The organism is Allobosea sp. LjRoot90 (assembly GCF_964254315.1).
Classification (GTDB): domain Bacteria; phylum Pseudomonadota; class Alphaproteobacteria; order Rhizobiales; family Beijerinckiaceae; genus Allobosea.
The window spans coordinates 398,785-421,748 of record NZ_CAXUTF020000003.1 but is presented as its reverse complement, the minus strand read 5'-3'; the positions used below and the strand labels follow the sequence as shown (position 1 = coordinate 421,748).

The following is a 22,964-nucleotide window of genomic DNA, read 5'->3' as shown; positions in this document are numbered from 1 at the left end:
GCCCCGGAATGACAGTTTGAGGTTCAGACGCAGCGGCCGCCGTCGACCGCCAGCACCGAGCCGGTCACCATCTCCGACTCGTCCGAGCACAGGAACAGCGCGGCGTTGGCGATGTCCTGCGGCGTCGAGAAGCGGCCCCAGGGGATGGTCGCGGTGAAGGCCTTGCGCTTCTCCGGCGTGTCCTCGCCCATGAAGGTCGCGAGCAGCGGCGTCTCGCCGGCGACCGGGGCGATGGCGTTGACGCGGATGCGGTCAGGCGCGAGCTCGACCGCCATCGACTTGGAGAGCAGGTTCGCCGCGCCCTTCGAGCCGTTATACCAGGTCAGGCCGGGGCGGGGGCGGACGCCCGCGGTCGAGCCGATATTGAGGATGACGCCGCCGCCATGCTCGCGGAAATGCGGCACCGTCGCTTTGGCCATCAGGTAGATCGACTTGACGTTGACGTCGAAGACGCGGTCGAACTCGGCCTCGCTGACATCGAGCATCGGCTGGTTGCGATGGCTGATACCGGCATTGTTGACGACGATGTCGAGGCGGCCGAAGCGCGCGATCACCTTGGCCACGGCGCTGTCGACACTCTTGCCCTTGCCGACGTCGCAGGCGATCGCGAAGGCCTTGCGGCCGATCGCCTTTGCCGCTTCCTTCGCCTTGTCGCCGTTGATGTCGAGCACGGCGACGCGGGCGCCCTCGCGCACGAAGGTCTCGGCGATGCCGAAGCCGAACCCTTGCGCCGCGCCGGTGATCAGCGCGGTCTTGCCCTTCAGTCTCATGGTGTTCCCTCGGAAAGCGTTTTGCCCGGCGACTTTGGGCTGATTTCGCAGGCGGGATAAATACGCTTTCGCGATTGGCCGGATAGCGGAATTGTATGGGCTGAGCGGAGTTCCCGAACAAGGCGCAGCGCAATGAAAGGCGCGGGGAACCCTTCTCCCGTGTGGGAGAAGGGCAGGGATGAGGGCCTGCCCTATCCGTAGAAGGCACAGCGGCCCTGCATCACTTCAATAATCAGTGGCGGTCCCTCACCCCTGCCCCTCTCCCATCCGGGAGAGGGGTTCCCCGCGCCCTAAGCCTCGATCTCCTCGCGCAGCATCTCCAGCGCGAGCCAGCGCTCCTCGGTCTGCGCGATCTCGCGCGTGATCTCGTCGAGCCTTGCCGTGGCCTTGGCGAAGAGCCTGGGATCGCGGGTGTAGAGATCCCCGGCCAGCGCCGCGTTGAGCTTGCCGGCTTCGGCCTGCAGCTTCTCAAGCTGTTGCGGCAGGGTCTTCAGCGCGTGCTGCTCGTTGAAGGAGAGCTTGCGCTTCGCAACCGCCGCGCCCGCCGCCGGTGCGGGCTTACGTGATTCTGCTGTTGGCCCCTTCACAGGAACGGCCCGTGCCTTGGCGCCGACGCCGCGCCCGCGCTGGGCCAGCATGTCGGAATAGCCGCCGGCGAACTCGGTCCAGACGCCATCGCCATCCGAGATCAGGGTCGACGAGACGACCCGGTCGAGGAAGTCGCGGTCATGGCTGACGAGCAGCACGGTGCCGGCATAGTCGGCGAGCAGCTCCTGCAGCAGGTCGAGCGTCTCGATGTCCAGATCGTTGGTCGGCTCGTCGAGCACCAGCAGGTTGGAGGGCTTGGCGAGGGCGCGGGCCAGCATCAGCCGGCCGCGTTCGCCGCCGGAGAGCGCGCCGACCGCGGTGCCGCGCTGGATCGGCTGGAAAAGGAAGTCCTTCATGTAGCTGATGACGTGGCGTGGCGTACCGCCGACCATGATCTGGTCCGAGCCGCCGCCGGTCAGGGCGTCGCCGAGCGGCGTCGCCGGATCGAGGCTTTCGCGGCGCTGGTCGAGCGTCACCATTTCGAGCGTGGCGCCGAGCTTGACCCTGCCTGAATCGGGCTTCAGAGCCCCGGTGAGCAGGTTGATCAGCGTCGTCTTGCCGGCGCCGTTGGGGCCGACGATGCCGATGCAGTCGCCGCGGGCGACGCGCAGCGAGAAGTCCTTGACCACCGGCCGGCCGTCATAGGCCTTGGCGATGTCGACGGCCTCGATTACCAGCTTGCCCGAGGCCTGCGCCTCGCTCGCTTCGAGCCGGACGGAGCCGACGGCTTGGCGGGCGGTGCGGCGCTGCTCGCGCAGGCCATGCAGTTCGCCGAGCCGGCGTTGGTTGCGGGTGCGCCGGGCGCTGACGCCGTAGCGCAGCCAATCCTCCTCGCGGGCGATCTTGCGGTCGAGCTTGTGGCGGTCGAGCTCCTCCTGCGCCAGCACCTCGTCGCGCCAGGCTTCGAACTCGCCGAAGCCGCGCTCGACACGCCGGGTCACGCCGCGGTCGAGCCAGATCGTGGCGCGCGAGAGCGAGCTCAGGAAGCGGCGGTCATGGCTGATCAGCACCATCGCCGAGCGCAGCGACTTCAGCTCCTGCTCGAGCCATTCGATCACCGGCAAATCGAGATGGTTGGTCGGCTCGTCGAGCAGCAGGATGTCGGGCTCGGGCGCGAGCACGCGGGCGAGTGCGGCGCGGCGCGATTCGCCACCCGACATGCTGGCGGGGTCTTCCTCGCCGGTCAGGCCGAGTTCCTCGATCAGGTATTGCGCGCGATAGGCATCGTCGCCGGGGCCGAGCCCCGCCTCGACATAGGACAGCGAGGTCTTGTAGCCGGAGAAGTCGGGCTCCTGCGGCAGATAGCGGATGGTCGCGCCCGGCTGGACGAAGCGCTCGGCGCCGTCGGGCTCGACCAGCCCGGCGACGATCTTGAGCAGAGTCGACTTGCCGGAGCCGTTGCGGCCGACCAGGCAGACCCGCTCACCGGCCGAGACGGCGATTTCCGCGCCCTCCAGCAAGGGCTGGCCGCCGAAGGTGAGCGCAACGTCGCGAAGATGAAGGAGAGGAGCCATGGGGCGGGGGATAGACTGCGGCGGCGCGCCTGTCACCCCGCCGGGTCTTGCCGGGTGTTCCAGCTTAATCCACTATGAGGTACAAATCGTATCTTATATGAGACTTTCTCGATGAGACAGCCGGCTCTCCGCAAGCCACGTCCTGCCCGCATCGGTGACAATGGCGGCCCGCCGCTGGAGGAGAAGAAGCGCAAGCCGGAAACCGGCAAGGGCGAGATCGGCCGTTCTTTCGACTGGCGTTTCGCCCATCGCAAAGCCTGGAAGAAGCCGCGCGAGATCGCGCTGCGGCGCCAGGAACGAGCCGAGGCGCTCGGCCTGACCTATGAGGAATATACACTCGAAGTGCTGGAGCGCGGCTATTTCCCGCAGGTCGAACATGTCGAGACGATCGTCGCCAAGCGGCCCCAGCGCCGGAGCGACGGTGGCGTGGTCGGGCAATCGTTGAAAGGGATGAGGTTGAAGAAATCGTAGACCGTCATTCTCGGACGGAGCGAAGCGCAGATCCGAGAATCTCAGGACGAGTAAGCTGGTTTCCGAGATGGTCGGGTCAAGCCCGACCATGACGAGCCTTTAGGCCCGCAGCGTGCGTCGCAGCACCTTGGTCATCGGCCGCTCGAACCAGTGGTAGACCGCCAATGCCGCGAGCACGGCGGCAATCAGCGCCAGCACGATGAAAAGGCCGGTCGCCTCCGGCGCCATGCGGGCGAAGATCTCGCGCAGTGCCCGCATGGCGAAGGGATGGACGAGATAGAGCGCGTAGGAGGCGTCGCCCAGGAGGGCGAGCGCGCGGACCAGCGCCGAAGGGGCGGTGACGTTGCGGCCACAGGCGGCGGCCGTAACCAGGAGCAGCGCCGCCGGGCCACGCAGAGCGACGGCGCCCCAGGAGGTCTGGGCCCAGCCATCGCCGGAGGCGATCACGAACAGCGCGATTCCCGCTGCGGCCATCAACCAGCGCAGGCGGCCGTCGATGCGCAGGCCGCCCCTGCGGAGCAGGCCGACCGCCATGCCGGCGGCAAATTCGAGCACGATCGGCTGGCCCCAGAAGCCGAAGGGCAGGGGGAGTGGCCCGGCGAAGGCCTGCGCCGTGACCAGTCCGGCGAGGGCAGCAGCGGCGAGCGGAACGACAAGCCGCCCGGGCGCGAACAGTGCGACGCCGAACAGGACGTAGAACAGCATCTCGTAGTTCAGCGTCCAGCCGAGCGAATAGATCGGCTGCAACTGGCCAGCGACGTTCGGCATCGGCCAGAACAGATAGGAGGCGGTGATCTGCTTGAGGCTCGGCGTGTCGGAATTGATCAGCGCCGGCGAGGCCAGGAGCACCATGAGGAAGAGCGTGGTCGCGGCCCAGTAGAGCGGCACGATCCGCGCGATGCGCCGGGCGATGAACAGCCGCGCGCCGTCCGGCCGGTCGAACAGCCCGGCCGAGGAGTGCACCATGATGAAGCCGGAGATGACGAAGAACAGGTCGACGCCGGCGGTCCAAGGCAAGGCATGCGAAGGCGTAAAGCTGGTGCCGGCCTTTGCCGCGAGGAAGCCTGCATCGCTCTGGACGTGATGGACAGCGACCATCAGCGCCGCGAGCGCGCGCAGGACCTGAATGCCGTAGAGCTGGGGCAAGGCGGGAATCGTCTTCGAAAGAGGTCAGGCGAGCACGGTTGCGCTCAGCCAAACCACAAGCGCGCGGGATCGTCGAGACCGAAGCGCGCCGGCGCCGCGGCAATGGCGGCTAGTCCCTGTTCGGCCGGGTCGTCGCAGGTGATGACGTTGAGAGCGAAGCGGGCAGCGAGATCCTCGACCGGCGGCTTGCCGCAGAACACGGCCTGGATCGTCGCCTTGTCGGCGAGCGGCAGGATGCGCGGTGCGATGCCGCCGGCGAGATAGACGCCGCCCGTTGCCTTGAAGCCGAGCGCGAGGTCGCCGGCAACGCGGGCGAGCAGCCGCCAGAAGCAGACCACTGCCATCAGCGCCGCAGGATTGCCGTCGAGGGCGAGCGCGGAGACGTCGGCGGCGCTGACATCGGGTTCCGCTACATCGGATTGGCGCATCACCGCGCGGTGAAAGCGGATGAGGCCGCTGCCGCTGAGCAGTTCCTCGACCGTGACGCGCGGCAAGCCTTCGGCCAAAGCCGGCCAGAGCTTCACCTCGGTCGGATCCTCGGGGCCGATGCCGATATGGCCGGATTCGGTCGGCACCAACATGCCGGTCTCGCCACGCCTCAGCAGGGCTGCGGCGCCGAAGCCGGTGCCGGGGCCGAGCACGAGACGCGGGCCTTCCGGCTCCGGCTGGCCGCGGACGAGATTGACCAGGTCGCGGTCCCTGAGCACCGCCAGCGAGGCGGCGAGCGCCTCGAAATCATTGACCAGCAGACCCTGCTCAAAGCCAAGTGCCCGGCCGAGCACCGGACCGTCGAAATGCCAGCTGGCATTGGTGAGCTGCGCCTTGCGCCCGTCGAGCGGGCCGGCAACGGCGAGGATCGCCGAGCGTGGCTTCACCGTCAGCGTCGAGAGTACAGAGCCGAGCGCCGCCTCGGGCGTCGGATGCGCGCCGGTGCTGATCCGGGCCAGCGGCTCGTGCAGCGCGCCCGGCGTCGGCACCAGCGAGAGCCGGCAATTGGTGCCGCCGATATCGGCGACCAGGACCGGATGGGGGAACCTTGAGCCGCTCACGCGTGCTTCTTCCAGGGCAAGAACCAGCCGAGGCCTTCGAGCGTACCGGCGCGCGGACGATATTCGCAGCCGACGAAGCCGGGATAGCCGAGCGAATCGAGCTGGGTGAACAGCGCGGGGTAGTCGGGCCGCGTTCCGTCGGGCTCGTGCCGTCCCTCGGCATTGGCGATCTGGACATGGCCGACCAGCGGGTAGAGCGCTTCAAGACGCGCGCCGACATCGCCGTGGATCAGCTCGCAATGATACATGTCGAACTGCAGCTTGACGTTCGGCCGGCCGGATTCGCGAACGTAAGCCGCCGCCTGGTCGAAATCGTTGAGGAAATAGCCCGGCATGTCCTTGCCGTTGATCGGCTCGAGCAAGAGGTCGACACCGTGCTCGCCGAGCTTGTCGGCGGCATAGGCGAGCGAGGCGCGATAGGCGTTTTGCGCCGCCGGATCGTTCGGGTCGGTGAGCCCCGCCATCATGTGCACGCGCTTGACGCCGGTCTCGTGGACATAGGCCAGAGCTGTCTCGACGCCGGTGCGGAACTCCTCCTCGCGGCCGGGCAGGGCGGCCATGCCGCGCTCGCCCTTGGCCCAGTCGCCGGGCGGCAGGTTGAACAGCGCCTGCTCGAGCTCACCGCCGGCGAGCGCGAGGCCAACCTTCTCCGGGGCATGCTCGTAGGGGAACAGGAACTCCACCGCCTCGAAGCCCGCCTCGGCGGCCGCCTTGAAGCGGTCGAGGAAATCCCACTCGTTGAACATCATCGAGAGATTGGCGGCAAAACGCGGCATGGACAGTCTCGTCAGTCAGATTGTGGGCGGCAAGCTAGCCCGTTCGGGCAGGCACGTCATTGGTAACCTGCATGGGCGCAGGACGTTCCGCGCTGCGGCGCTCATCAGGCGCCCAGCAGGCGCGGCAGCGACGACATCAGCAGCGCGACCCCCGACAGTGTCAGCAGGGTCAGCACGATGCGGCGGAAGGCCTGCTCGCTGATGCCGATATAGAGCCGCCCGCCGACGAGGGTCGGGATCAGCATCGCCGGTGCGACGATGGCGAAGGCGGGCCACATCGCGCGCGTGACGTTTCCCGCCAGAACATAGCCCAGCATGGTGGCGGCGATCATCGTCAGGTTGAAGTTCTGGACGATGGAGCGCTGCACGTCCTTGTCCATGCGGCGCAAGCTGCACCACAGCGTCGGCAGCACGCCAGTGAAGCCGCCGAAACCACCCATGACGCCTCCCATCAGGCCGATCGCGCCATCCGCCAGGCGCCCGCCAGCGCGGACCGGCGGCAGATGCGGGGCAAACAGCATGATCGGGCACCACACCGCCAGCAGGATGCCGAGCCCGGCCTTGAACAGGTTGGCGTCGACCAGCGGCAGGAGCAGGACGCCGACCGGGATGCCGGCAAGGCCGCCGAGCAGGAAAGGCCAGAGCCGGGCGAAATCGAAGCCGCGGCGCACGGTCAGCGCCGCGATGGTCTGGCCGGTCAGGCCACCGAACACGGCCATGACGGCGGCGAGCTTGGGGTCGAGCGTCCAGGCCCAGACCGACATGGCGACGAGGCTGAAGGCAAAGCCGGAGAGGCCCTGCACGAAGCCAGCCAGCGCCGCGCCGAGCGCGAGGCTCGCGATCGGGATGTCCATGAGCTGCTCCCGCAGTGCCTTCAGGCCGAGCGCGCCGGGCTTACTTCTTCGCCTCCGGCTTGGCCGGCGGGTTCGGATCCTTGGAGAAGTTGCGGAAGACCATGTCGGGCGAGGAGGTGTTGTGACGCGAATGGGTGGTGCGGCCCATCCAGACATCGGTCGCCTTGCCGCCGGTGAAGGGCATCAGCGCCTCCTCGCGCCAGCCCTTGGCGCCGGGCTCGCGGATGGCGATGCGAGCGACGTCGTTGTTGAACTCGGTGACATACATCGAGCGCAGCGCGGCGAAGGCCTTGCCGCCGGTCACCGGCTTGTCGAGCACGGCGTCGAGGACCATGCGGTTCTCGTCGACGCTGTCGAGCTTCAGCGTGCCGGACGAACCATCCCTGAAGGCGAGCTTGAAGGAGAGCGTCTTGGGGTCGAACGCGATCTCCTTGATGTTCACCACAGGCCGGGCGCCGTCCTGCTCGACCGGTCCGAACAGGAAGGAGGAGCCGTAGGCGGCCGCCGACAATTGCTGCGGCGGCAGCGGCCGGACGCGCCAGTAGCCATCCTGCGGATAGACGACCAGTACCTCGTAGGAGCCGGTCTTGCCCAGTTTCCAGAGCTGGACGAGATGCAAGCCCTTCTCGACGCGGTCGCCGACCCTGAAGGTCGTCTCGGCCGGGCGCCAGAAGCTCTCGAAGGTGTAGCCGACGAGCCAGTACTCGATGCTCTCGTAGAAGGTGATGCGCTGCGGCGGCACTGGCGCCTTGAAGACCGGGTCGCCGGTCATGTCGCAATCGGTCCAGTCGGCGTCCCAGTTGTCGCGCAACAGGCCGGCGATATAGGCCGGGTGCGCCGCCTCGATGCGGAAGCGCCGGACCTCGGGCGAGATCGCCTTGATGGTGACGTTGTCCTTCTCGGCGCAGGCGACCTGCTCCGACTCGTTCTTGACCTCGACGGCAACGTCGCCGGCGGCGTGGGCCGCGAAAGCAGTCAGCAGAAGCGTCACGGAGACGGCGAGCGGGCGAACGAGAGCGAGCATGGTCATCCTTGGCCGGGTGCGTTCGTGATTAGCCTGAGCAGTGCAAGATGAACGCAGGCTGAGCCGCGTCATAGAGCCGACCGGCGCGGGATGAAAGCGCGACAACGGCGCCGCTTCCGCGAGCCATGAAAGCAGGCTCATATCGGCAGGGCGTGATGCGGGGTGGTCGTCGATGCAGATGCAATTGCTGGCCGCTGGCGCGCTGATGATCCTGATCGGCGTCGTCCATTCCGCACTCGGCGAGATCCTGATCTTCCGGCGATTGCGAGCGGGGACGATCGTACCGCTGCTCGCGCCGCCGCCGCTGCGTGAGCGGCACCTGCGGATCCTCTGGGCGAACTGGCACCTGTGCTCGGTGCTCGGCTGGGCGCTGGCGGCGCTGTTGATTCTGTTCGCGATGTCGCCGGATCTGCCGGCGCATGCCCTTCACATACGAATCATCGCCATTGCGACCTTCGCCGGCGCGATGCTGGTGCTGTTCGCGACCAAAGGCCGGCATCCCGGGTGGTTCGGTCTGCTGGTCGCGGCTGGGCTCGCCTGGCTGGGCCAAGGGGCACCCTGAGCGGCAGTGGCGGGGAGTCTCGCGCCGGAGCCAGCGCAGCACCGCCAATCTGATACTTCGTCGGGCGGGTATGCACGGGCCGGGATTACGCGACGCCCCGCGCCTGTTCGCAAAGCCATGCACAGAAATGCCTTGGGGCAGGGCGGGGGTCGTTCGCGCGCATCAGCGCAAAATGCCAGGCCGGCCCGCTCAGCACACAAGCGAACGGCGCGATCAGCAGGCCTGCGCGCAAAAGCGGCTGAAACAAGGAGGGCGACAGCAGCGCCACGCCGGCGCCGGTCAGCGCAGCGTTGGCGTTCAACTCATGCGTCGGATAATCGACCGCGGCAAAGCGCAGGCCGCTCGGCACTTCGCCCTGGGCCTCGGTAAACCACCGCTCCCAGTCGCGGTGCGGCAAGAGCTCGAAGTCGGCCAGCGCTGCGGGCGCGGAAAGGGGCCGAGTCCCGAGCAGGGAGGGCGCCAGCATGGGCGTCACTTCCACGGGAGAGAGCGGATACTCGTCATGCCCGACCCATCCGCCGCGACCCGTCCTGATGGCGACATCGAATGCGTCCGGGTCACGTATATCCGTCGAGACATCGAGCTCGATGCCGGGAACTCCCGGCGCTGGATAGCGCGCCAGCCGCTGTGCGAGCCAGCGTGATGCGAATGTCGGCGGCGCAGTGACCCTGAGCGGCGGCAGGGCGGCCCGAAAATCGTCGAGCGCTTCGCCGATATCGGTCAATGCCTCTCGAACCCGATTGGCCAGCCTGGTGGCGGCCTCGGTCGGGATGACTCGCCGGCCGACACGCACGAAGAGCGGCTGAGCGAGTTCGCGTTCCAGGGTGCGAATGCGCAGGCTGACCGCTGCCGGCGTCAGGAACAGGCGTTCGGCCGCGCGCGCAAAGCTGCCGGCCGAGACGCATGTTTCCAGGACCCGCAGAGACTCCAGGGAGGGCCGCATGATCAGTTTCTCTTGTGGTGACGACAAGCAAAGCGCGTTTTGGAGACGGAGCGCTCGGGAGCAGTGTTGGGGCGAAAATTAGGAGATTTGCCGTGTCCCTGCAATCGCAGCACCTGTTTACGCTCTTCATCTCGCTTCATCCGACAGTCGAGTTGGGGCAGACGCCTGCTGGCGGCCGGCGCATCTTCCCGGTCTCAGGCGGGCGCTTCGGAGGTGAGCGGCTGAAGGGAGAGGTATCGCCGCTGGCCGGTTCGGATCTTCTGCTCGCTCGCACCGACGGGACATCCCAGCAGGATGTCAGGCTCCTTCTGGTCGCCGACGACGGCGGCCTCATCCTCATGACGTATCGCGGCGTCAGGCGGGCGTCGCAGGCGGTGGCCGAGCGTCTGGCCCGCGGTGAAGCGGTCGACGCCTCCGAATACTATCTGCGCACGACGCCCTATTTCGAAACCGCCGCACCTGCGCATGCCTGGCTCAACGGCATTGTCGCCGTCGCAAAAGGCGGTCGGTGTCCGGGTGGCGTTGAGTACGAGGTCTTCGAGATTCTCTGACTACGCCTGTGTAGGTCGTGTGTCAGGCTTGCAGCACCGCGTAGACGTCGCCGGAGTTCGCCTCGTGCGGGAGGTTGCGGAGATGGCTGCGCATGGCCTCCGCATCGACCGGCTCTGGAAAGACCAGTGCCTGGCTCTCGCCCAGCGCGACGTTGAAGCGATAGGGGCCGAGGGCGGCGAGCCGGGCGAGGCAGTTCTCAGCGACATCGCGCTGGATCGTGGTGAACTCGAAGGAGAGAGCAGGCGGCGTCTGGTTAAGCCCGGCGAGGACATGTGCCTCGAAGCCCTCGACGTCAATCTTGACGAAGGCGGGCTGCCCATACTCGCCGATCAGCGCATCGAGCGTGGTGCAAGGCACGGTGAGCTCGCGATCCCAGACCTGCTCGCGCCAGCCACCCTGGCCCTGCGCCGCATCGACGAACTCGGCTGAGAGGGTCGAGACCGTCGGATTGGCGCTGTTGATCCTCAGCGTCGCGGTGCCCAAGCTGTCGCCGCAGGCCGCCTCGACCAGCGTCACCTTCAGATCGCGGCCATGGATCAGGCGCAGTGCCCTTGCCGGCCCGGGCTGTGGCTCGAGTGCGACGACGCGGGCGCCGAGCCGGCGGAAGGAGGAGATACGGTCGCCGACATGGGCGCCGATGTCGAAGGCGAGATCGCCGGGGCGCAAGAAGCGGGCATAGAGCGAGTCCATCGCGACCTTGCGGACATGGTCGCCATGGTAGACGCGCAGCGAGCGCGCCACGCTTTTCGCCGTGCCTTTGGGATAGGCGACCGGCTTCATCTGATGTCACCGCCCTGGATCGCGACGATCTCGGCCGGCGGGTCGAAATCCTCGGGGATGCCGCAGAGGCCCGAGCGGACGAACCAGCCGCCCAGCGCCGGCGCGGCGGTCAGCATGGCGAAGGGGATGGCGAGGACGTAGCCGGCGGTCAGCGGCAGCGACCAGATCAGCACAGTCGGCGAGAGCATTGCGAGCGTGCCGAAGATGTAGAGCCCGAACAACAGATGCGGCCAGAGGCCGGCGAAGGCGGTGGCGAAGGAGAGCGCGTGGGCATCGCGCGCCTGGCCGTTCCAGCCGATCCTGGCCTTGCCGAAGGCGAGGCCGATCATGAACAGCGTGGTCCGGAAGGTCGAGACCGCGCCCTGCAGGAAGGCGAAGACGATCTCGATCAGCGAGGAGACGACGAAACGCAAGGTGCCGCCGTAGCGCTGCGTGCCGCCCTTGGTCAGCAGGATATCGGCAAAGCCGGCGAGCTTCGGCGAGAGGTACATCGCGAAGAACAGCACGTAGAGGAAGGCTGCAAAGCCCGCCGGGTAGTCGGCGATGCCGCGGTCCTCCAGCACCTTCAGCGGCAAGAGCGCGATCATCAGCGTCCAGGCGGGGAGGCCGATGAACATCAGGATCGCCCAGGCAAGCTGGAAGCGGCTCATCGCCTTGAGGCCGGGGATATCGAGGATCTTCAGGTACTGCAGATTGCCGAGGCACCAGCGCAGGTCACGCCGGGCGAATTCCAGCATGGTCGGCGGATTTTCCTCCCAGCTGCCCGCCTCGACCGGGAGCACGCGGACCTCGTAGCCGGCGCGGCGCATCAATGTCGCCTCGACCTGGTCGTGGCTCATGATCGGTCCGCCGAGCGGCGGCCCGCCGGGCACGACCGGCAGATGGCAGTGATCCCGGAAGGGTGCGATCCGCACCATGGCGTTGTGGCCCCAGAACGGGCCGCATTCGCCGATCCACCAGGCCGAGCCCATGGTGTAGGGCCGCATGCCGTGGCGCATGCCGAACTGGAAGATGCGGGCGAAGGCCGATTGGCTCGGCATGCCGACGACGAGGCTCTGCAGGATGCCGAGTTTCGGATAGGCCTGCATCATCCGGGCGAGCTTCACGATGGCGTCGCCGGACATGACGCTATCAGCGTCGAGCGGCAGCATCAATTCATAGCGATCGCCCCAGCGCTCGCAGAAATCGCGGACGTTGCCGGCCTTGTAGCCGGCATTGTCGCTACGGCGGCGGTAGACGACGGTGCAATCCTCGCCAGCGTCGCGGGAGAGCTCGGCCGCAAGCGCCTCTTCGCGGGCGGCAACCGCGGGATCGTTCGTGTCGGAGAGCACGAAATAATCGAACCAGCCGCCTTCGCCAGTGGCGTTGACGCTGTCCTTGACGATACGCAGCCGCGCAAAGGCGCGGGCCGGATCCTCGTTGCGCAGCGTCATCAGCACCGCGGTGCGGATGGTGAGCGGCGTATCGGCCTCGCCGGCAACGGCGAAGGGCGCGACCTGATCGAGCCCGTCCTTGATGCCATGCAGCAGCCAGAGTCCGATCACGGCGTTCCAGAAACCGAGCACGGTCCAGGGCGCGCCGAACAGGAAGGCGATGAAGATCGCGATATCGGCAAGGCTCCAGCCGCCGGCCGAGAGCACGCGCGACAGGCCGTAGAGCAGTGCCGCCAGTGTGACGAGGTTCATGGCCGCGACGAGCAAGCGCCGCGCCCGCAAGGTGGAGAAGGACTGCAGCCCCGCCGGCGTCAGCCTGGTGTCCTCTTGCGCCGCCGCCTGGAACGTGGTCGGAGCGGGACGCTGGTTCATGGCGGTTTCCGTCATGGGCTCATCAGGCTGGCGGGGAACGGCGCGGAGGGCGATGCGTGGTAAAGCCGGCAATTGCGAACGAAGCAAGCGCGCAGGCGACCGCGCTCTGGTATGCCGCCGCGCGTGAATGCGTCCTGAACACGGAAGAATTGCCTGCGCCGGGACCGGACGAGTGCCTTGTGCGCACGCTCTGGAGCGGCATCAGCCGCGGCACCGAGCGGCTGGTCTTCGAGGGCCGAGTGCCCGAGAGCGAATATGAGCGCATGCGTGCTCCCTTCCAGCAGGGCGCGTTCCCGTTTCCGGTGAAGTACGGCTACTGCGCTGTCGGCATGGTGGATGCGGGGCCGGCCGAGCTGCTCGGCAAGCGGGTCTTCTGCCTGCATCCGCATCAGGACCGCTTCGTCGTGCCTGCGGATCGCGTGACGTTGGTGCCCGAGGGCGTCCCGGCGAGGCGTGCCGTGCTCGCCGCGAACATGGAAACTGCGCTCAACGCGCATTGGGATGCTGGCTCGGGCCCGGCTGATCGCATCGTCGTGGTCGGCGGCGGCGTGCTTGGCCTGCTCGTTGCGTATATCGCGGCGAGGCTGCCGGGTGCGGAGGTGACGCTGGTCGATCTCGACGAGAGCCGCGCCGGGCTTGCGGAGTCGTTGGGCTGCCGGTTCGCACTGCCGGCGGACTGCCCGCGGAATGCGGATCTCGTCTTCCATGCCAGCGCCAGCGCCGCCGGCCTCGCCACGGCGATCGACGCAGCCGGGTTCGAGGCACGGATCGTCGAATTGAGCTGGTATGGCGAGGGTAGCGTGGCGGTTCCGCTTGGCGGCGCTTTTCATGCCCGGCGTCTGCAGCTCGTTTCCTCCCAGGTCGGGCAGGTTTCACCGTCGCGGCGGGCGCGTTTCGATTATGCGCGACGTGCCAATGCCGCACTGGCGCTGCTGGCCGACGCGCGGCTCGATGCGCTGATCACGGACGAGATCGCGTTCAAGGATGCGCCTGCGCGATTGCCGGCGCTGTTCGCCGGCGCAGGGCTGACGGCGGTTCTGCGCTATTGACGTCGCGCACCGGCCTTCGCCAAGACTGCGCGCGCTGAAGGAGACCGCCCATGTTTTCCGTCGAAGTCCGCGATCGCATCATGATCGGCCATTCGCTGCCCGATCCGTTCTTCGGCCCGGCGCAGGGGATGCACGGTGCGACCTTCGTCGTCGATGTCGCCTTCTTCCGCGAGAACCTGACCCGCCAGAACGTGGTGGTCGACATCGGCGCGGCGCTCTCCGTGCTGAACCAGACGCTGAAGCCGCTGAACTACCAGAACCTCGATGCCCTGCCGCAGTTCGCGGGCGTGCTGACCACGACCGAATTCCTCTGCAAATACATCTTCGATGCGATGGCGGCCGCGGCGCGCTCCGGCAAGCTCGGCGCAGACGCCGCCGATCTCGCCAAGATTCGCGTTATCCTGCACGAGACCGATCTGGCCAGGGCGAGCTATGAGGGCGCGCTCGCGTGATAGCCGGTCGGGTAGAAGCGTCGGATGGCTCGACCTACCCTCTCCCCCCTTGTGGGGGAGAGTTGGAGAGGGGGGTAGTCAGCCGTGCGGCTGATTGTTGGCGAAGCCTCGACGCCGCTCACCCAGTCACCCCCCTCCCAACCCTCCCCCACAAGGGGGGAGGACTTTGCGTCGCGCTTGGTCTGGGCGAAACGTCGTGAGCGAGATCGTCTTCGCCATTCCGGGCGATCTGTCGCTGCCGACCGGCGGCTACGCTTACGATCGGCGGCTCCTGGCGGAATGGCGCGAGATGGGCGTCGCGGCGCGGCATCTGCCGCTGCCGGGAGGCTTCCCGAATCCGAGCGAAGCCGATCTCGCCGAGACTGGCCGGGCGATCCTGTCGCAACCCTATGACAGCGTGCTGCTGGTCGACGGCCTCGCCTATGGCGCCTTCCCGGAAAGCATCGCGGCCGGGCTCGCCGGACGCGTCGTCGCGCTGGTGCATCATCCGCTCGGGCTGGAAACGGGGCTGTCGCCGGTGCAGGCGGCGGAGTTCGCCAGGCGCGAGGCGGCGGCCTTGCGCTATGCAGCTGGAGTCATCGCCTCCAGCGAGACGACCAAGCGGCTGCTCGTCGCCGATTTCGGCGTGCCGGCGGAGCGGATCGCGGTTGCCGAGCCCGGTGTCGATCCAGCCAAGCGGGCTGTCGGCTCGGGGGGTGGCGAGAGCGTCGAGCTGCTGGCGGTCGGCTCGCTCGTGCCGCGCAAGGGTTACGATGTTCTCATCGCAGCGCTGGAGGGGCTGGCCGACAAGCCGTGGCGTCTCACCATCGTCGGCGCGGATGATCGCGCTCCTGCCACCACGGCTGCCCTGATGGCGCAGATCGCCGCCACCGGGCTGTCCGAGCGGATCAGGCTTGCAGGCGCCCTCGCACAGGTCGATCTCGACGCCGCCTATCCGAAGGCTGACCTCTTCGTCATGCCCTCGCTGTTCGAGGGCTATGGCATGGTGCTGACCGAGGCGCTGGCGCAAGGCCTGCCGATCCTGTGCACGACGGGCGGAGCCGCTGCCGAGACGGCGCCCGACGACGCGGCGCTGAAGGTGCCGCCGGGCGATGTCGCGGCGTTGCGCGCCGGGCTGGCACGGTTGTTGGATGATCCACAGGAGCGACAGCGCCGTGCCGACGCGGCCTGGCGTGCGGCCGGCGCATTGCCGCGCTGGCGGCGGACTGCGACGATCGTCGCTGAAGTTTGTGCGAAGGTTATTCCATGAGCGGATTTTCCCCCGATTGGCTCGCTCTGCGCGAACCCGCCGACCATGCCGCGCGCAATCCGCAGGTACTCGCTGCAGTCGGCTCGACCTTTGCCGGACGGCAATCGCTCTCGGTCGTCGATCTCGGCTGTGGTGCCGGCTCGAACCTGCGCGGCAGCTACAGCGCGCTGCCCGTGCGCCAGCACTGGACGCTGGTCGATGCTGATTCGCGCCTGTTGTCCGTCGCGCGGCGCAAGCTCGCTGAATGGGCCGACGAAGCGCAGGAGCAGGGCGAGGAACTCGTCCTACGCAAGGGCGACAAGACGCTGACGGTCGATTTCCGCAACGCGGACCTGAACAAGGAACTCGAATGGGTGCTCGGCTGGCAGCCGGACTTGGTCACCGCCGCGGCGCTGTTCGACCTTGCCTCGGCGCGCTGGCTCGAACGCTTTGTCGCCTCGCTCGTCAGCATGCGGCTGCCGCTCTACACCGTGCTGACCTATGACGGCCGCGAGAGCTGGGAGCCGGCGCATGCCGAGGACCCGCGCATGCTCGCCGCCTTCCACCATCACCAGCGCAGCGACAAGGGCTTCGGCCCGGCGGCCGGGCCCGATGCCACCGAAGCGCTGGCCCAGGCCTTCCGCAAGGCGGGCACTGCGGTCACGGTCGGCGAGAGCCCGTGGCAGCTCGAAGCAGGCCAGCCCGATCTGATCCGCGAGCTGGCGGCCGGGATCGCCGCTGCCGTTGGCGAGACCGGGCATGTCGCGCCGGAGGCGATCGCGGGTTGGCTGGAGGCGAAGCGGAGCGCGACCTCCGTTAGCGTCGGCCATCAGGACCTCTGGGCGCGGCCGGTCTGAAGCCGGCGCCATTGCCAATCGCGCCGAATTCAGCCATGCCGCGATCCCGACCATGACCTCGCTTCCCCTCACCATCCGCCAGGAATTGCCGGGCGACGCCGCGGCGATCGAGCGCCTGCACGAGCGTGCCTTCGGGCCGGGACGCTATGCCCGCACGGCCTTCCGCCTGCGCGAGGGCGCGCCGCCCGATCCGGCGCTTTCCTTTGCCAGCCATGTCGGCACCTTCCTCGTCGGCGCGGTCCGGGTGACGCCGGTCGTGGCGGGCGGCGCGCCGGCGTTGATGCTCGGGCCGCTCACGGTCGATCCTGCCTTCGAGGGCCGGGGGATCGGGGCGGCGCTGATGAACGCCGCAATCGAGGCGGCGCGCGAGCACGGCCACGAGCTGATCCTGCTGGTGGGCGACGCGCCCTATTACGCCCGCTTCGGCTTCAAGCCGGTGAGGCCGGGCCAGCTCGTCCTGCCCGGCCCGGCCGATCCGGGGCGCTTCCTGGCGCTGGAACTTGTCGATGACGTGCTGGCAAAGCGCAGCGGCACGGTTACGGCGCTGCGCTGATCACGCCGTCATTCTCGGGCGAAGCGAAGCGCAGACCCGAGAATCTCGTGACGAGAAAGCGCCGACCGGAGCCTCATCAGGCCTGAGATACTCGGGTCAAGCCCGAGCATGACGGTGGTGCTCACGCCTCGCGCTTGAATCCCCGACCGCTCTCGCCGATCCAGCCGGCAACCAGCGCGCCGAACAGGATGGCAAGCCCGATCAGCCCGACGAAGAGCGGCGAGATCGAGACGCCGCGGACGATGCCGGAATCGCTGATGCGCAGGCCGATCCAATCGGCGCCGGCGAACTGACGCCCGGAGCGGACCGGCACGATGCGCGGGATGGTGACGCCCGAGCCGTTCTCTTGCCCGATCCGGCGCGAGGAGCCGCCGGTCGCCTCTGCCAGCGCCTGGAGCTTGCCGGGGTCGCTGACCACCTCCATCAGCTCGCGCGGGTTTTCCGGGCCGATGCTGGCGAAGGCGGTGAGGTTCTCGGTGGTGATCTTGTGCAGGCCGAACTCGCTTGCCGCGGTGCGGGCGACGAAGAGGCCGGGGCGACCGGCCTCGAACGGCACGGTGCGGACCGAGCCATCGGGCGCGGTGATCACAGCCGGTGCCGGGCTATCACCGAGCGTCTGGCGCTCGATCTCGATGTTGCGGCCGCGGGCGCTGGCGCGCAGTGCCTCTTCCTCAAGGTCCGGTTCTTTCATCAGCCAGTGGCCGAGCCGGCGCAGCAGGTCGAGATGTGGGCCGCCGTCGCGGAAGCCGCGGGCCCAGAGCCAGGCATGGTCGGAGAGGAAAAGCGCAACGCGGCCCTTCTGCTCGCGCGCCAGCAGGAGGAGCGGGCGCTCGCCCGGCCCGGTCATCACGGCCGAGCCCGAACGGGTGCGGGCGCCGACCATGCGCAGCCATTCGCCCCAGCGCGGCGGCTCGGTCTCGGAGCCCGGGAGGTCGCGGGTGACGGGATGGCGCTTGCCGGGTTCGCTGACACGGGCGCGATAGGCCTCGTCGATGACGCTGCCATCGGGCTGCGCCGGCAGGATCTGGCCGAGCGGGGTGCGGGCCAGCGACTGCGCGCCGGAATATTCCGGCCCGGCGGCGATCAGCAGCGCGCCGCCGTCGCGGACATAGCGGACGATGTTGTCGAAATAGACCAGCGGCAGGATCGACTGGTTGGCGTAGCGATCGAAGATGATCAGGTCGAAATCCTTGATCTTGACCTGGAACAGCTCGCGCGTCGGGAAGGCGATCAGCGAGAGCTCGTTGATCGGCGTGCCGTCCTGCTTCTCCGGGGGGCGCAGGATGGTGAAGTGGACAAGGTCGACATTGGCGTCGGCCTTGAGCAGGTTGCGCCAGGTGCGCTCGCCCGGATGCGGCTCGCCGGAGACGAGCAGGACCCGCAATTTGTCGCGGACGCCCTCGATGGTGATGACGGCGCGGTTGTTGGCGAGCGTCAGTTCGTTGTCGATCGGCGCCGCCTCGATCTCGATCACGTTGGGACCGCCGCGATCGATGCGGACCGGAACCTGGATCGTCTCGCCGGTGATCGCCTCGCGCCGGGCGATGATCTCGCCGTCGCGGCGCACCGTGATCGCGGCGCGGCCGGGCCCGCCCTTGTCGACGACGCGCAGGCGTACGTTCTGCTCCTTGCCGACGATGCCGAAGCGCGGCGAATCGACCAGCACGATGCGCCGGTCGATCTCGCGTTCGCGGCCGGTGGTCAGCACATGCAGCGGCGCACGCAGGCCGAGCGCCTGGGCAGTGGTCGGCGCATCATGGGCGAGGCCGTCGGTCAGCAGGATCGCTCCGGCGACGCGCTCGGACGGGACGTCGGCGAGACCCGAGGCGAGCGCCTCGAACAGGCGGGTGCCATCGCCGGCGCCCTGCTGGTCGGTGACCTCGATGGTCCGCGTCTCGACGCCGGTGATGCCGCGCAATTGTCGCTCGACCTCGGCCTGGGCGGCTTGCGTCTGCTGCGCGCGATCGGCGAGGCGGTTCGAGGCGGACTTGTCGACGACGACGGCGACGACGTCCTTGACCGGCTCGCGATCCTCGAAGACGAGCGAGGGATCTGCCAGGGCGACTGCGAGCACGGCGAGCGCCAGCGCCCGCAGTATCGCGCTATGCCCGGCGAGCACGAGCGCCATGCCGGCAGCGGCCGCAGCGAGAGCGGCCAAGCCGATCAGCAGCGGCAGCGGGACAAGCGGGGCGAAGGTCAGGCTCCACATCGGGCGGGATTTCCTTCGCTACTGACCGAGGCGTTCGAGCAGGGCCGGGACATGGACCTGATCGGCCTTGTAGTTGCCGGTCAGCGCGTACATCACGAGATTGACGCCGGCGCGCAGCGCCATCTCGCGCTGGCGCGGATCGGAGCCTGACATCGGCACGAGCGCCTCGCCGCGCCGTCCGACGGCCCAGGCGGCGGCGAGATCGTTCGAGGTGATCACGATCGGCGAGACGTTGTCACCGGCGCGGGCCGGGCGGCGGCCATCCTCGCTGGCGGGCGGCAGTACCTCGACCCAGGTCGTACCGGTGTCATAACGGCCGATGAAGCCGTCGAGGATGTAGAAGGTCTTGGTCAGGACGTGGTCGCGCGGGATCGGCTCGAGCTCGGGAATATCGAGCGTCTGCAGCATGCGGCGGAGCTGGTCGCCTTCCGGCGTGGTGCCGCCGCCGGGCCGGGTGCTCATCGCGTCGCGGGTGTCGAAGATCACCAGTCCGCCGCCCTTCATATAGGCTTCAAGCTTGCGCAGCGTCTCGGCCGCGGGGATCGGCCGGCCGGCGACCACCGGCCAATAGAGGATCGGATACATGGCGAGTTCGTCGCGGGCGATGTCGACGCCGGCCGCTTCGCCCGGCTCCAGCGCGGTGCGGGCGCCAAGCACGATGTTGAGGCCGGCCATCCCGGCCTTGGATATGTCGTCGACCGCCCTGTCGCCGGTGACGACATAAGCGAGCCGTGTGGCGCTCGCGGCCGTGACGATGTCGCGGGTCACCGGCGGGCGCTGCTCGGCCGGCGGGGCCGGGGGCGCCGGCTGCTGCTGGGCGCGCGCCGCGTCCGGAATGAAGAGAGTTCCGAGAGCTAAGCCGAGTAGCAGCGCAGCCGGTGCCGCCCGGCGGAAGCGGGCGAGATTCATCCGGCCACCGAGCCAGAGCGTTGCCAGCGTGTCGGCGACGAGCAGGATCAGGGCCAGCACCAGGAGCTGCGGACGGATATCGCGAGCGACCGGCTGGTCGATCGGCAGCACGGTTGCGCCGAGCCCGGCGAGGTCGAGGGCGGTCAGCGTGTCGGCAGCGGCCAGCGTATTGACCGCCATGGCGCCATCGGTCGGGCCATAGATGCCCGGCGGATGGGCGAGCGTGGCGCGCCCGGCGAAGGTGCGTGCCACCGGCTGCGCAGTCGCCGGTGGCGAGCGGAAGGCGCCCTGGCCGTCGAGCACGCGCGTCGGCGAGAGGGTCTCGACCCTGATCTCGCCGCCTTGTCCCTCGGTCGCGCTGGTACCGGACATGGCGACGACCTTGCGCAGCATTTCGACGAAGAGGCCAGAGAGCGGCAGGTTCGACCAGGTGGTGTCGGCAGTGACATGGACCATGGCGAGCACGCCGTCACCGCGGCGCTCGCCGGTGACGACCGGCGTGCCATCCTCCAGCGCCGCCCAGGTCTTGCGGGCGAGATCCGGCTCGGGCTCGGCCAGGATCTGGCGGGTGACGCGGACATCCTCGGCCAGAGACGAGCCGAAGAACGGGCTCTCGCGGGTGAAGGGCGCGAGCTTGCGCGGCGTCTCCCAGGAGAGACCGCCGCCGAGCGTGCGGCCGCCACGGCGCAGGCGCACCGGCGTCAGCTCGTCCGAGGAGGCAGCAAGCCGCGCCCCGGCAAAGCGCAGCAGCACGCCGCCGCGCTCGACGAAGGCCGAGACCTTGGCCGCAGTGTCGCTATCGAGCGCGCCGATATCGGCGAGGACAAGGACGGAGAGGTTCTGCGCCAGAAGCTCGCCGACCGGGTCGGTCGAGCCCGAGCGGGGCTCGCGGATCTCGGCGAAGGGCGAGAGCGCGCGCGAGACGTAGTAGGTCGGCGACAGCAGCGGCTGGGCCGTGTCGGCGGTGGCGCCGGAGACGATGCCGACGCGCCGGCGCTTGGCACGGTCATCGAGCAAAGCGACGGCGCCGGCGCTGCGCTCGCCGGTGATCTCGAGCCGGGAGACGGCGTTGCGAACCTCGATTGGCAGGGTCAGCCGCGCGGTGGTCGCGAGTTCATTGCCGCCGAAGACGAAGGGGGCGTCGCCGAGCGGCAGACCCTTGAGGTCGAGGGCGCGGACCTGGCCGCTGGCCGCGGCATTCAGCGTCGGGCGCAGCACCTTGACGGTCAGCGCACCGGCGAGATTTTCGGGCGTGGTGAGTGCGCGCTGGTCGGCCGGGCCGGCATGGATCGACAGCCGGCCAGCGCTGGCTTCCTGCTTCAGTCGGGTGAGGAAATCGGCATCGCCGTTGCCGATACCGAGCCCATCGGCAACCCAGACAGTCTCGGCCTGGGGCTGGGCGCGCCAGAAGGTTTCGAGCCGCTGGAGATGGGCGCCGCGGTCGGGCGCGTGCGGCTGAAGGGCGAGTGCGCGCAGGCGTTCGAGTGCGCCTTGCGGTTGCGATAGCGCAATCTCGGCCGGCGCTTCGCCGAGGCCGACGACGGCGACAGGCCGGCCCTCGCGGGTGGCCGCGGCGATGCGGCTCTCGGCGATGGCCAGGCGCTCGGTCCAGTCGGTCGCCGCGCCAAAGCCGTTGTCGACCAGGAGAAGCAGCGGACCGCGCAGGGCGGCCGCATCGCGCACGGGGTTCCAGACCGGGCCGGCGACGGCGAGGATCGCCAGTGCCGCCACCGCCATGCGCAGCGCCAGCAGCCACCAGGGCGTATGCGCCGGCGTCTCGCGCTGCGGGATCAGGTCACGCATGATCTTGAGCGGCGGGAAGTCGATCCGCTTCGGCCGCGGTGGCGTCACCCGCAGGATCAGCCAGAGCACAGGCAGGACGGCCAGCGCGATCAGGGCCAGCGGCGCGGAGAAGGCGATCGGCAGCGATGACAGCATCGTCGTCCTTTCCCGCTAGCCGGCCGGGCCGCCGCGCGAGGCGGCGATCAGGCTGGCGATGCGCAGGACCCCCTCGCTCGCCGGGCGGTCGGTGCGGTGCAGGGTCAACGTCCAGCCGGCATGGCGGCAGGCCTCGCGGATGGCGTCGCGATGAGCCTGAAGCCGCTCGCGATAATCCTCGCCCCATTTGCCGGCATCACCGACCCGCAGCGAGAGGCCATCCTCCAGGTCGAACAATTCGGCCTGTCCGGAGAAGGGGAAGGTCTCCTCGATCGGGTCGGCGATCAGAAGGATATGGCCCTTGGCGCCGCTGCTCGCCAGCGTGGCGATGCGCTTGGCCAGCGCCGCGGCCGGCGTCAGCCCATCGGTGATCAGGATCGCGTCGGCGAGGCGCGGCAGCGGCTCCTCCGGCGGCAGGTCGGCCTCGCCATTGCGGCGATCAGCCAGGATTGCCTGCGCCAGCATTTCGACGATCCGGCGTGAGGCCATCGGCCGGGTCAGGCCGAGATGGCCGACGCGCTCGCCGCCTTCGACCAGCGTTTCCGCCAGTGCGAAGCCCGCGATCAGCGCGCGGTCGACCTTGCTCGCCAAAGCGAGCGAGGAAGCAAAGCCCATGGAGGGCGAGCGGTCGATCCAGAGCCAGATCGCGTGCGAGGCCTCCCATTCGCGCTCGCGCACGAAGAGGTGTCCGTCGCGCGCAGAGCGGCGCCAGTCGATGCGCGAGGCGGCCTCGCCGGGCACCAGCGGGCGATACTGCCAGAAGGTCTCGCCCGGACCGGAACGTCTGCGACCATGGATGCCGTGCACGCTCGCCGAGACCCGCCGCGCTTCCAGGACCAGCCGGGGCAGGCGCGCGGCGAGATCGAGAGAAGCCTTGAGGACCGGCTGTCCCGGCTGGCGTTCAGCTTGGCCGAGGACACGCGTGCGCAGCATCA

General features: G+C 68.7%; 21 protein-coding genes. 8 read left to right on the top strand and 13 right to left on the bottom strand.

Annotated features, from left to right (window positions below; translation table 11 throughout):
• Positions 1–23: 23 nt before the first annotated feature.
• Positions 24–770 carry a glucose 1-dehydrogenase gene (locus ACSQ3M_RS14110; RefSeq protein WP_436150701.1) on the bottom strand — a complete coding sequence of 249 codons (747 nt, stop codon included), beginning with the start codon at positions 768–770 and terminating at the stop codon, positions 24–26.
• Between the two features lie 290 nt (positions 771–1,060).
• Entirely contained in the window at positions 1,061–2,872 is a 1,812-nt protein-coding gene (locus ACSQ3M_RS14105) for an ABC-F family ATP-binding cassette domain-containing protein (RefSeq protein ID WP_436150700.1), read from the bottom strand.
• A gap of 111 nt (positions 2,873–2,983) precedes the next feature.
• Between ACSQ3M_RS14105 and ACSQ3M_RS14100 the strand changes: the two genes are divergently transcribed.
• Positions 2,984–3,343 carry a hypothetical protein gene (locus ACSQ3M_RS14100; RefSeq protein WP_436150699.1) on the top strand — a complete coding sequence of 120 codons (360 nt, stop codon included), beginning with the start codon at positions 2,984–2,986 and terminating at the stop codon, positions 3,341–3,343.
• A 99-nt stretch (positions 3,344–3,442) separates the two neighbouring features.
• On the opposite strand, the gene ACSQ3M_RS14095 is transcribed toward ACSQ3M_RS14100, so the two are convergent.
• The 5 genes from ACSQ3M_RS14095 to ACSQ3M_RS14075 all read right to left on the bottom strand — a co-directional run bounded on the left by ACSQ3M_RS14095 (position 3,443) and on the right by ACSQ3M_RS14075 (position 8,192).
• Positions 3,443–4,489, bottom strand: a complete 1,047-nt coding sequence (locus tag ACSQ3M_RS14095) for an acyltransferase family protein (RefSeq protein ID WP_436150698.1) — start codon at positions 4,487–4,489, stop codon at positions 3,443–3,445.
• Positions 4,490–4,533: 44 nt separating this feature from the next.
• Positions 4,534–5,538 carry a glucokinase gene (locus ACSQ3M_RS14090; protein ID WP_436150697.1) on the bottom strand — a complete coding sequence of 335 codons (1,005 nt, stop codon included), beginning with the start codon at positions 5,536–5,538 and terminating at the stop codon, positions 4,534–4,536.
• A complete protein-coding gene (gene otnI / locus ACSQ3M_RS14085) occupies positions 5,535–6,314 on the bottom strand; it encodes a 2-oxo-tetronate isomerase (protein ID WP_436150696.1) in 780 nt (259 codons plus the stop codon). Before otnI ends, ACSQ3M_RS14090 begins: the two co-directional genes overlap by 4 nt.
• A gap of 104 nt (positions 6,315–6,418) precedes the next feature.
• Positions 6,419–7,168: a sulfite exporter TauE/SafE family protein gene (locus tag ACSQ3M_RS14080; RefSeq protein ID WP_436150695.1), complete on the bottom strand. Its 750-nt coding sequence runs from the start codon at positions 7,166–7,168 to the stop codon at positions 6,419–6,421.
• Between the two features lie 40 nt (positions 7,169–7,208).
• Positions 7,209–8,192, bottom strand: a complete 984-nt coding sequence (locus ACSQ3M_RS14075) for a hypothetical protein (RefSeq protein WP_436150694.1) — start codon at positions 8,190–8,192, stop codon at positions 7,209–7,211.
• A 205-nt stretch (positions 8,193–8,397) separates the two neighbouring features.
• Between ACSQ3M_RS14075 and ACSQ3M_RS14070 the strand changes: the two genes are divergently transcribed.
• On the top strand, positions 8,398–8,754 hold the full coding sequence (locus ACSQ3M_RS14070; protein ID WP_436150693.1) for a hypothetical protein: 357 nt from the start codon (positions 8,398–8,400) through the stop codon (positions 8,752–8,754).
• Positions 8,755–8,839: 85 nt separating this feature from the next.
• On the opposite strand, the gene ACSQ3M_RS14065 is transcribed toward ACSQ3M_RS14070, so the two are convergent.
• The gene (locus ACSQ3M_RS14065; RefSeq protein WP_436150692.1) at positions 8,840–9,697 is read right to left on the bottom strand and encodes a LysR family transcriptional regulator; all 858 of its coding nucleotides are present in this window, start codon (positions 9,695–9,697) and stop codon (positions 8,840–8,842) included.
• A 92-nt stretch (positions 9,698–9,789) separates the two neighbouring features.
• Here ACSQ3M_RS14065 and ACSQ3M_RS14060 point away from each other — a divergent pair, with 92 nt between their 5' ends.
• Positions 9,790–10,248: a DUF3237 domain-containing protein gene (locus tag ACSQ3M_RS14060; protein WP_436150691.1), complete on the top strand. Its 459-nt coding sequence runs from the start codon at positions 9,790–9,792 to the stop codon at positions 10,246–10,248.
• 22 nt (positions 10,249–10,270) lie between these two features.
• On the opposite strand, the gene ACSQ3M_RS14055 is transcribed toward ACSQ3M_RS14060, so the two are convergent.
• Positions 10,271–11,029 (bottom strand): FkbM family methyltransferase, encoded by a 759-nt coding sequence (locus ACSQ3M_RS14055; protein WP_436150690.1) that lies wholly within the window; start codon positions 11,027–11,029, stop codon positions 10,271–10,273.
• Positions 11,026–12,834: a glucans biosynthesis glucosyltransferase MdoH gene (mdoH, locus tag ACSQ3M_RS14050; RefSeq protein ID WP_436150689.1), complete on the bottom strand. Its 1,809-nt coding sequence runs from the start codon at positions 12,832–12,834 to the stop codon at positions 11,026–11,028. The genes ACSQ3M_RS14055 and mdoH overlap by 4 nt, the downstream gene beginning before the upstream one ends.
• 56 nt (positions 12,835–12,890) lie before the next feature.
• On the opposite strand from mdoH, the gene ACSQ3M_RS14045 reads away from it, so the two are divergent.
• The 5 genes from ACSQ3M_RS14045 to ACSQ3M_RS14025 all read left to right on the top strand — a co-directional run bounded on the left by ACSQ3M_RS14045 (position 12,891) and on the right by ACSQ3M_RS14025 (position 16,973).
• Complete coding sequence (locus ACSQ3M_RS14045; RefSeq protein ID WP_436150688.1) at positions 12,891–13,883, top strand: zinc-dependent alcohol dehydrogenase; 993 nt, start codon at positions 12,891–12,893, stop codon at positions 13,881–13,883.
• 50 nt (positions 13,884–13,933) lie between these two features.
• Positions 13,934–14,335 (top strand): 6-pyruvoyl trahydropterin synthase family protein, encoded by a 402-nt coding sequence (locus ACSQ3M_RS14040; RefSeq protein ID WP_436150687.1) that lies wholly within the window; start codon positions 13,934–13,936, stop codon positions 14,333–14,335.
• Positions 14,336–14,531: 196 nt separating this feature from the next.
• Positions 14,532–15,584, top strand: coding sequence for a glycosyltransferase family 4 protein (locus tag ACSQ3M_RS14035; RefSeq protein WP_436150686.1), 1,053 nt, complete (start codon positions 14,532–14,534; stop codon positions 15,582–15,584).
• A complete protein-coding gene (locus tag ACSQ3M_RS14030; protein WP_436150685.1) occupies positions 15,581–16,420 on the top strand; it encodes an SAM-dependent methyltransferase in 840 nt (279 codons plus the stop codon). Before ACSQ3M_RS14035 ends, ACSQ3M_RS14030 begins: the two co-directional genes overlap by 4 nt.
• Before the next feature lie 52 nt (positions 16,421–16,472).
• Positions 16,473–16,973, top strand: coding sequence for a GNAT family N-acetyltransferase (locus tag ACSQ3M_RS14025; protein ID WP_436150684.1), 501 nt, complete (start codon positions 16,473–16,475; stop codon positions 16,971–16,973).
• A 121-nt stretch (positions 16,974–17,094) separates the two neighbouring features.
• On the opposite strand, the gene ACSQ3M_RS14020 is transcribed toward ACSQ3M_RS14025, so the two are convergent.
• Genes ACSQ3M_RS14020 through ACSQ3M_RS14010 form a run of 3 tightly spaced genes read right to left on the bottom strand, consistent with a single transcriptional unit; the run spans position 17,095 to position 22,962 of the window.
• Positions 17,095–19,182 (bottom strand): hypothetical protein, encoded by a 2,088-nt coding sequence (locus ACSQ3M_RS14020; RefSeq protein WP_436150683.1) that lies wholly within the window; start codon positions 19,180–19,182, stop codon positions 17,095–17,097.
• An 18-nt stretch (positions 19,183–19,200) separates the two neighbouring features.
• Positions 19,201–22,026, bottom strand: a complete 2,826-nt coding sequence (locus ACSQ3M_RS14015; RefSeq protein WP_436150970.1) for a DUF4159 domain-containing protein — start codon at positions 22,024–22,026, stop codon at positions 19,201–19,203.
• An 18-nt stretch (positions 22,027–22,044) separates the two neighbouring features.
• A complete protein-coding gene (locus ACSQ3M_RS14010; RefSeq protein ID WP_436150682.1) occupies positions 22,045–22,962 on the bottom strand; it encodes a DUF58 domain-containing protein in 918 nt (305 codons plus the stop codon).
• Positions 22,963–22,964 lie beyond the last annotated feature (2 nt).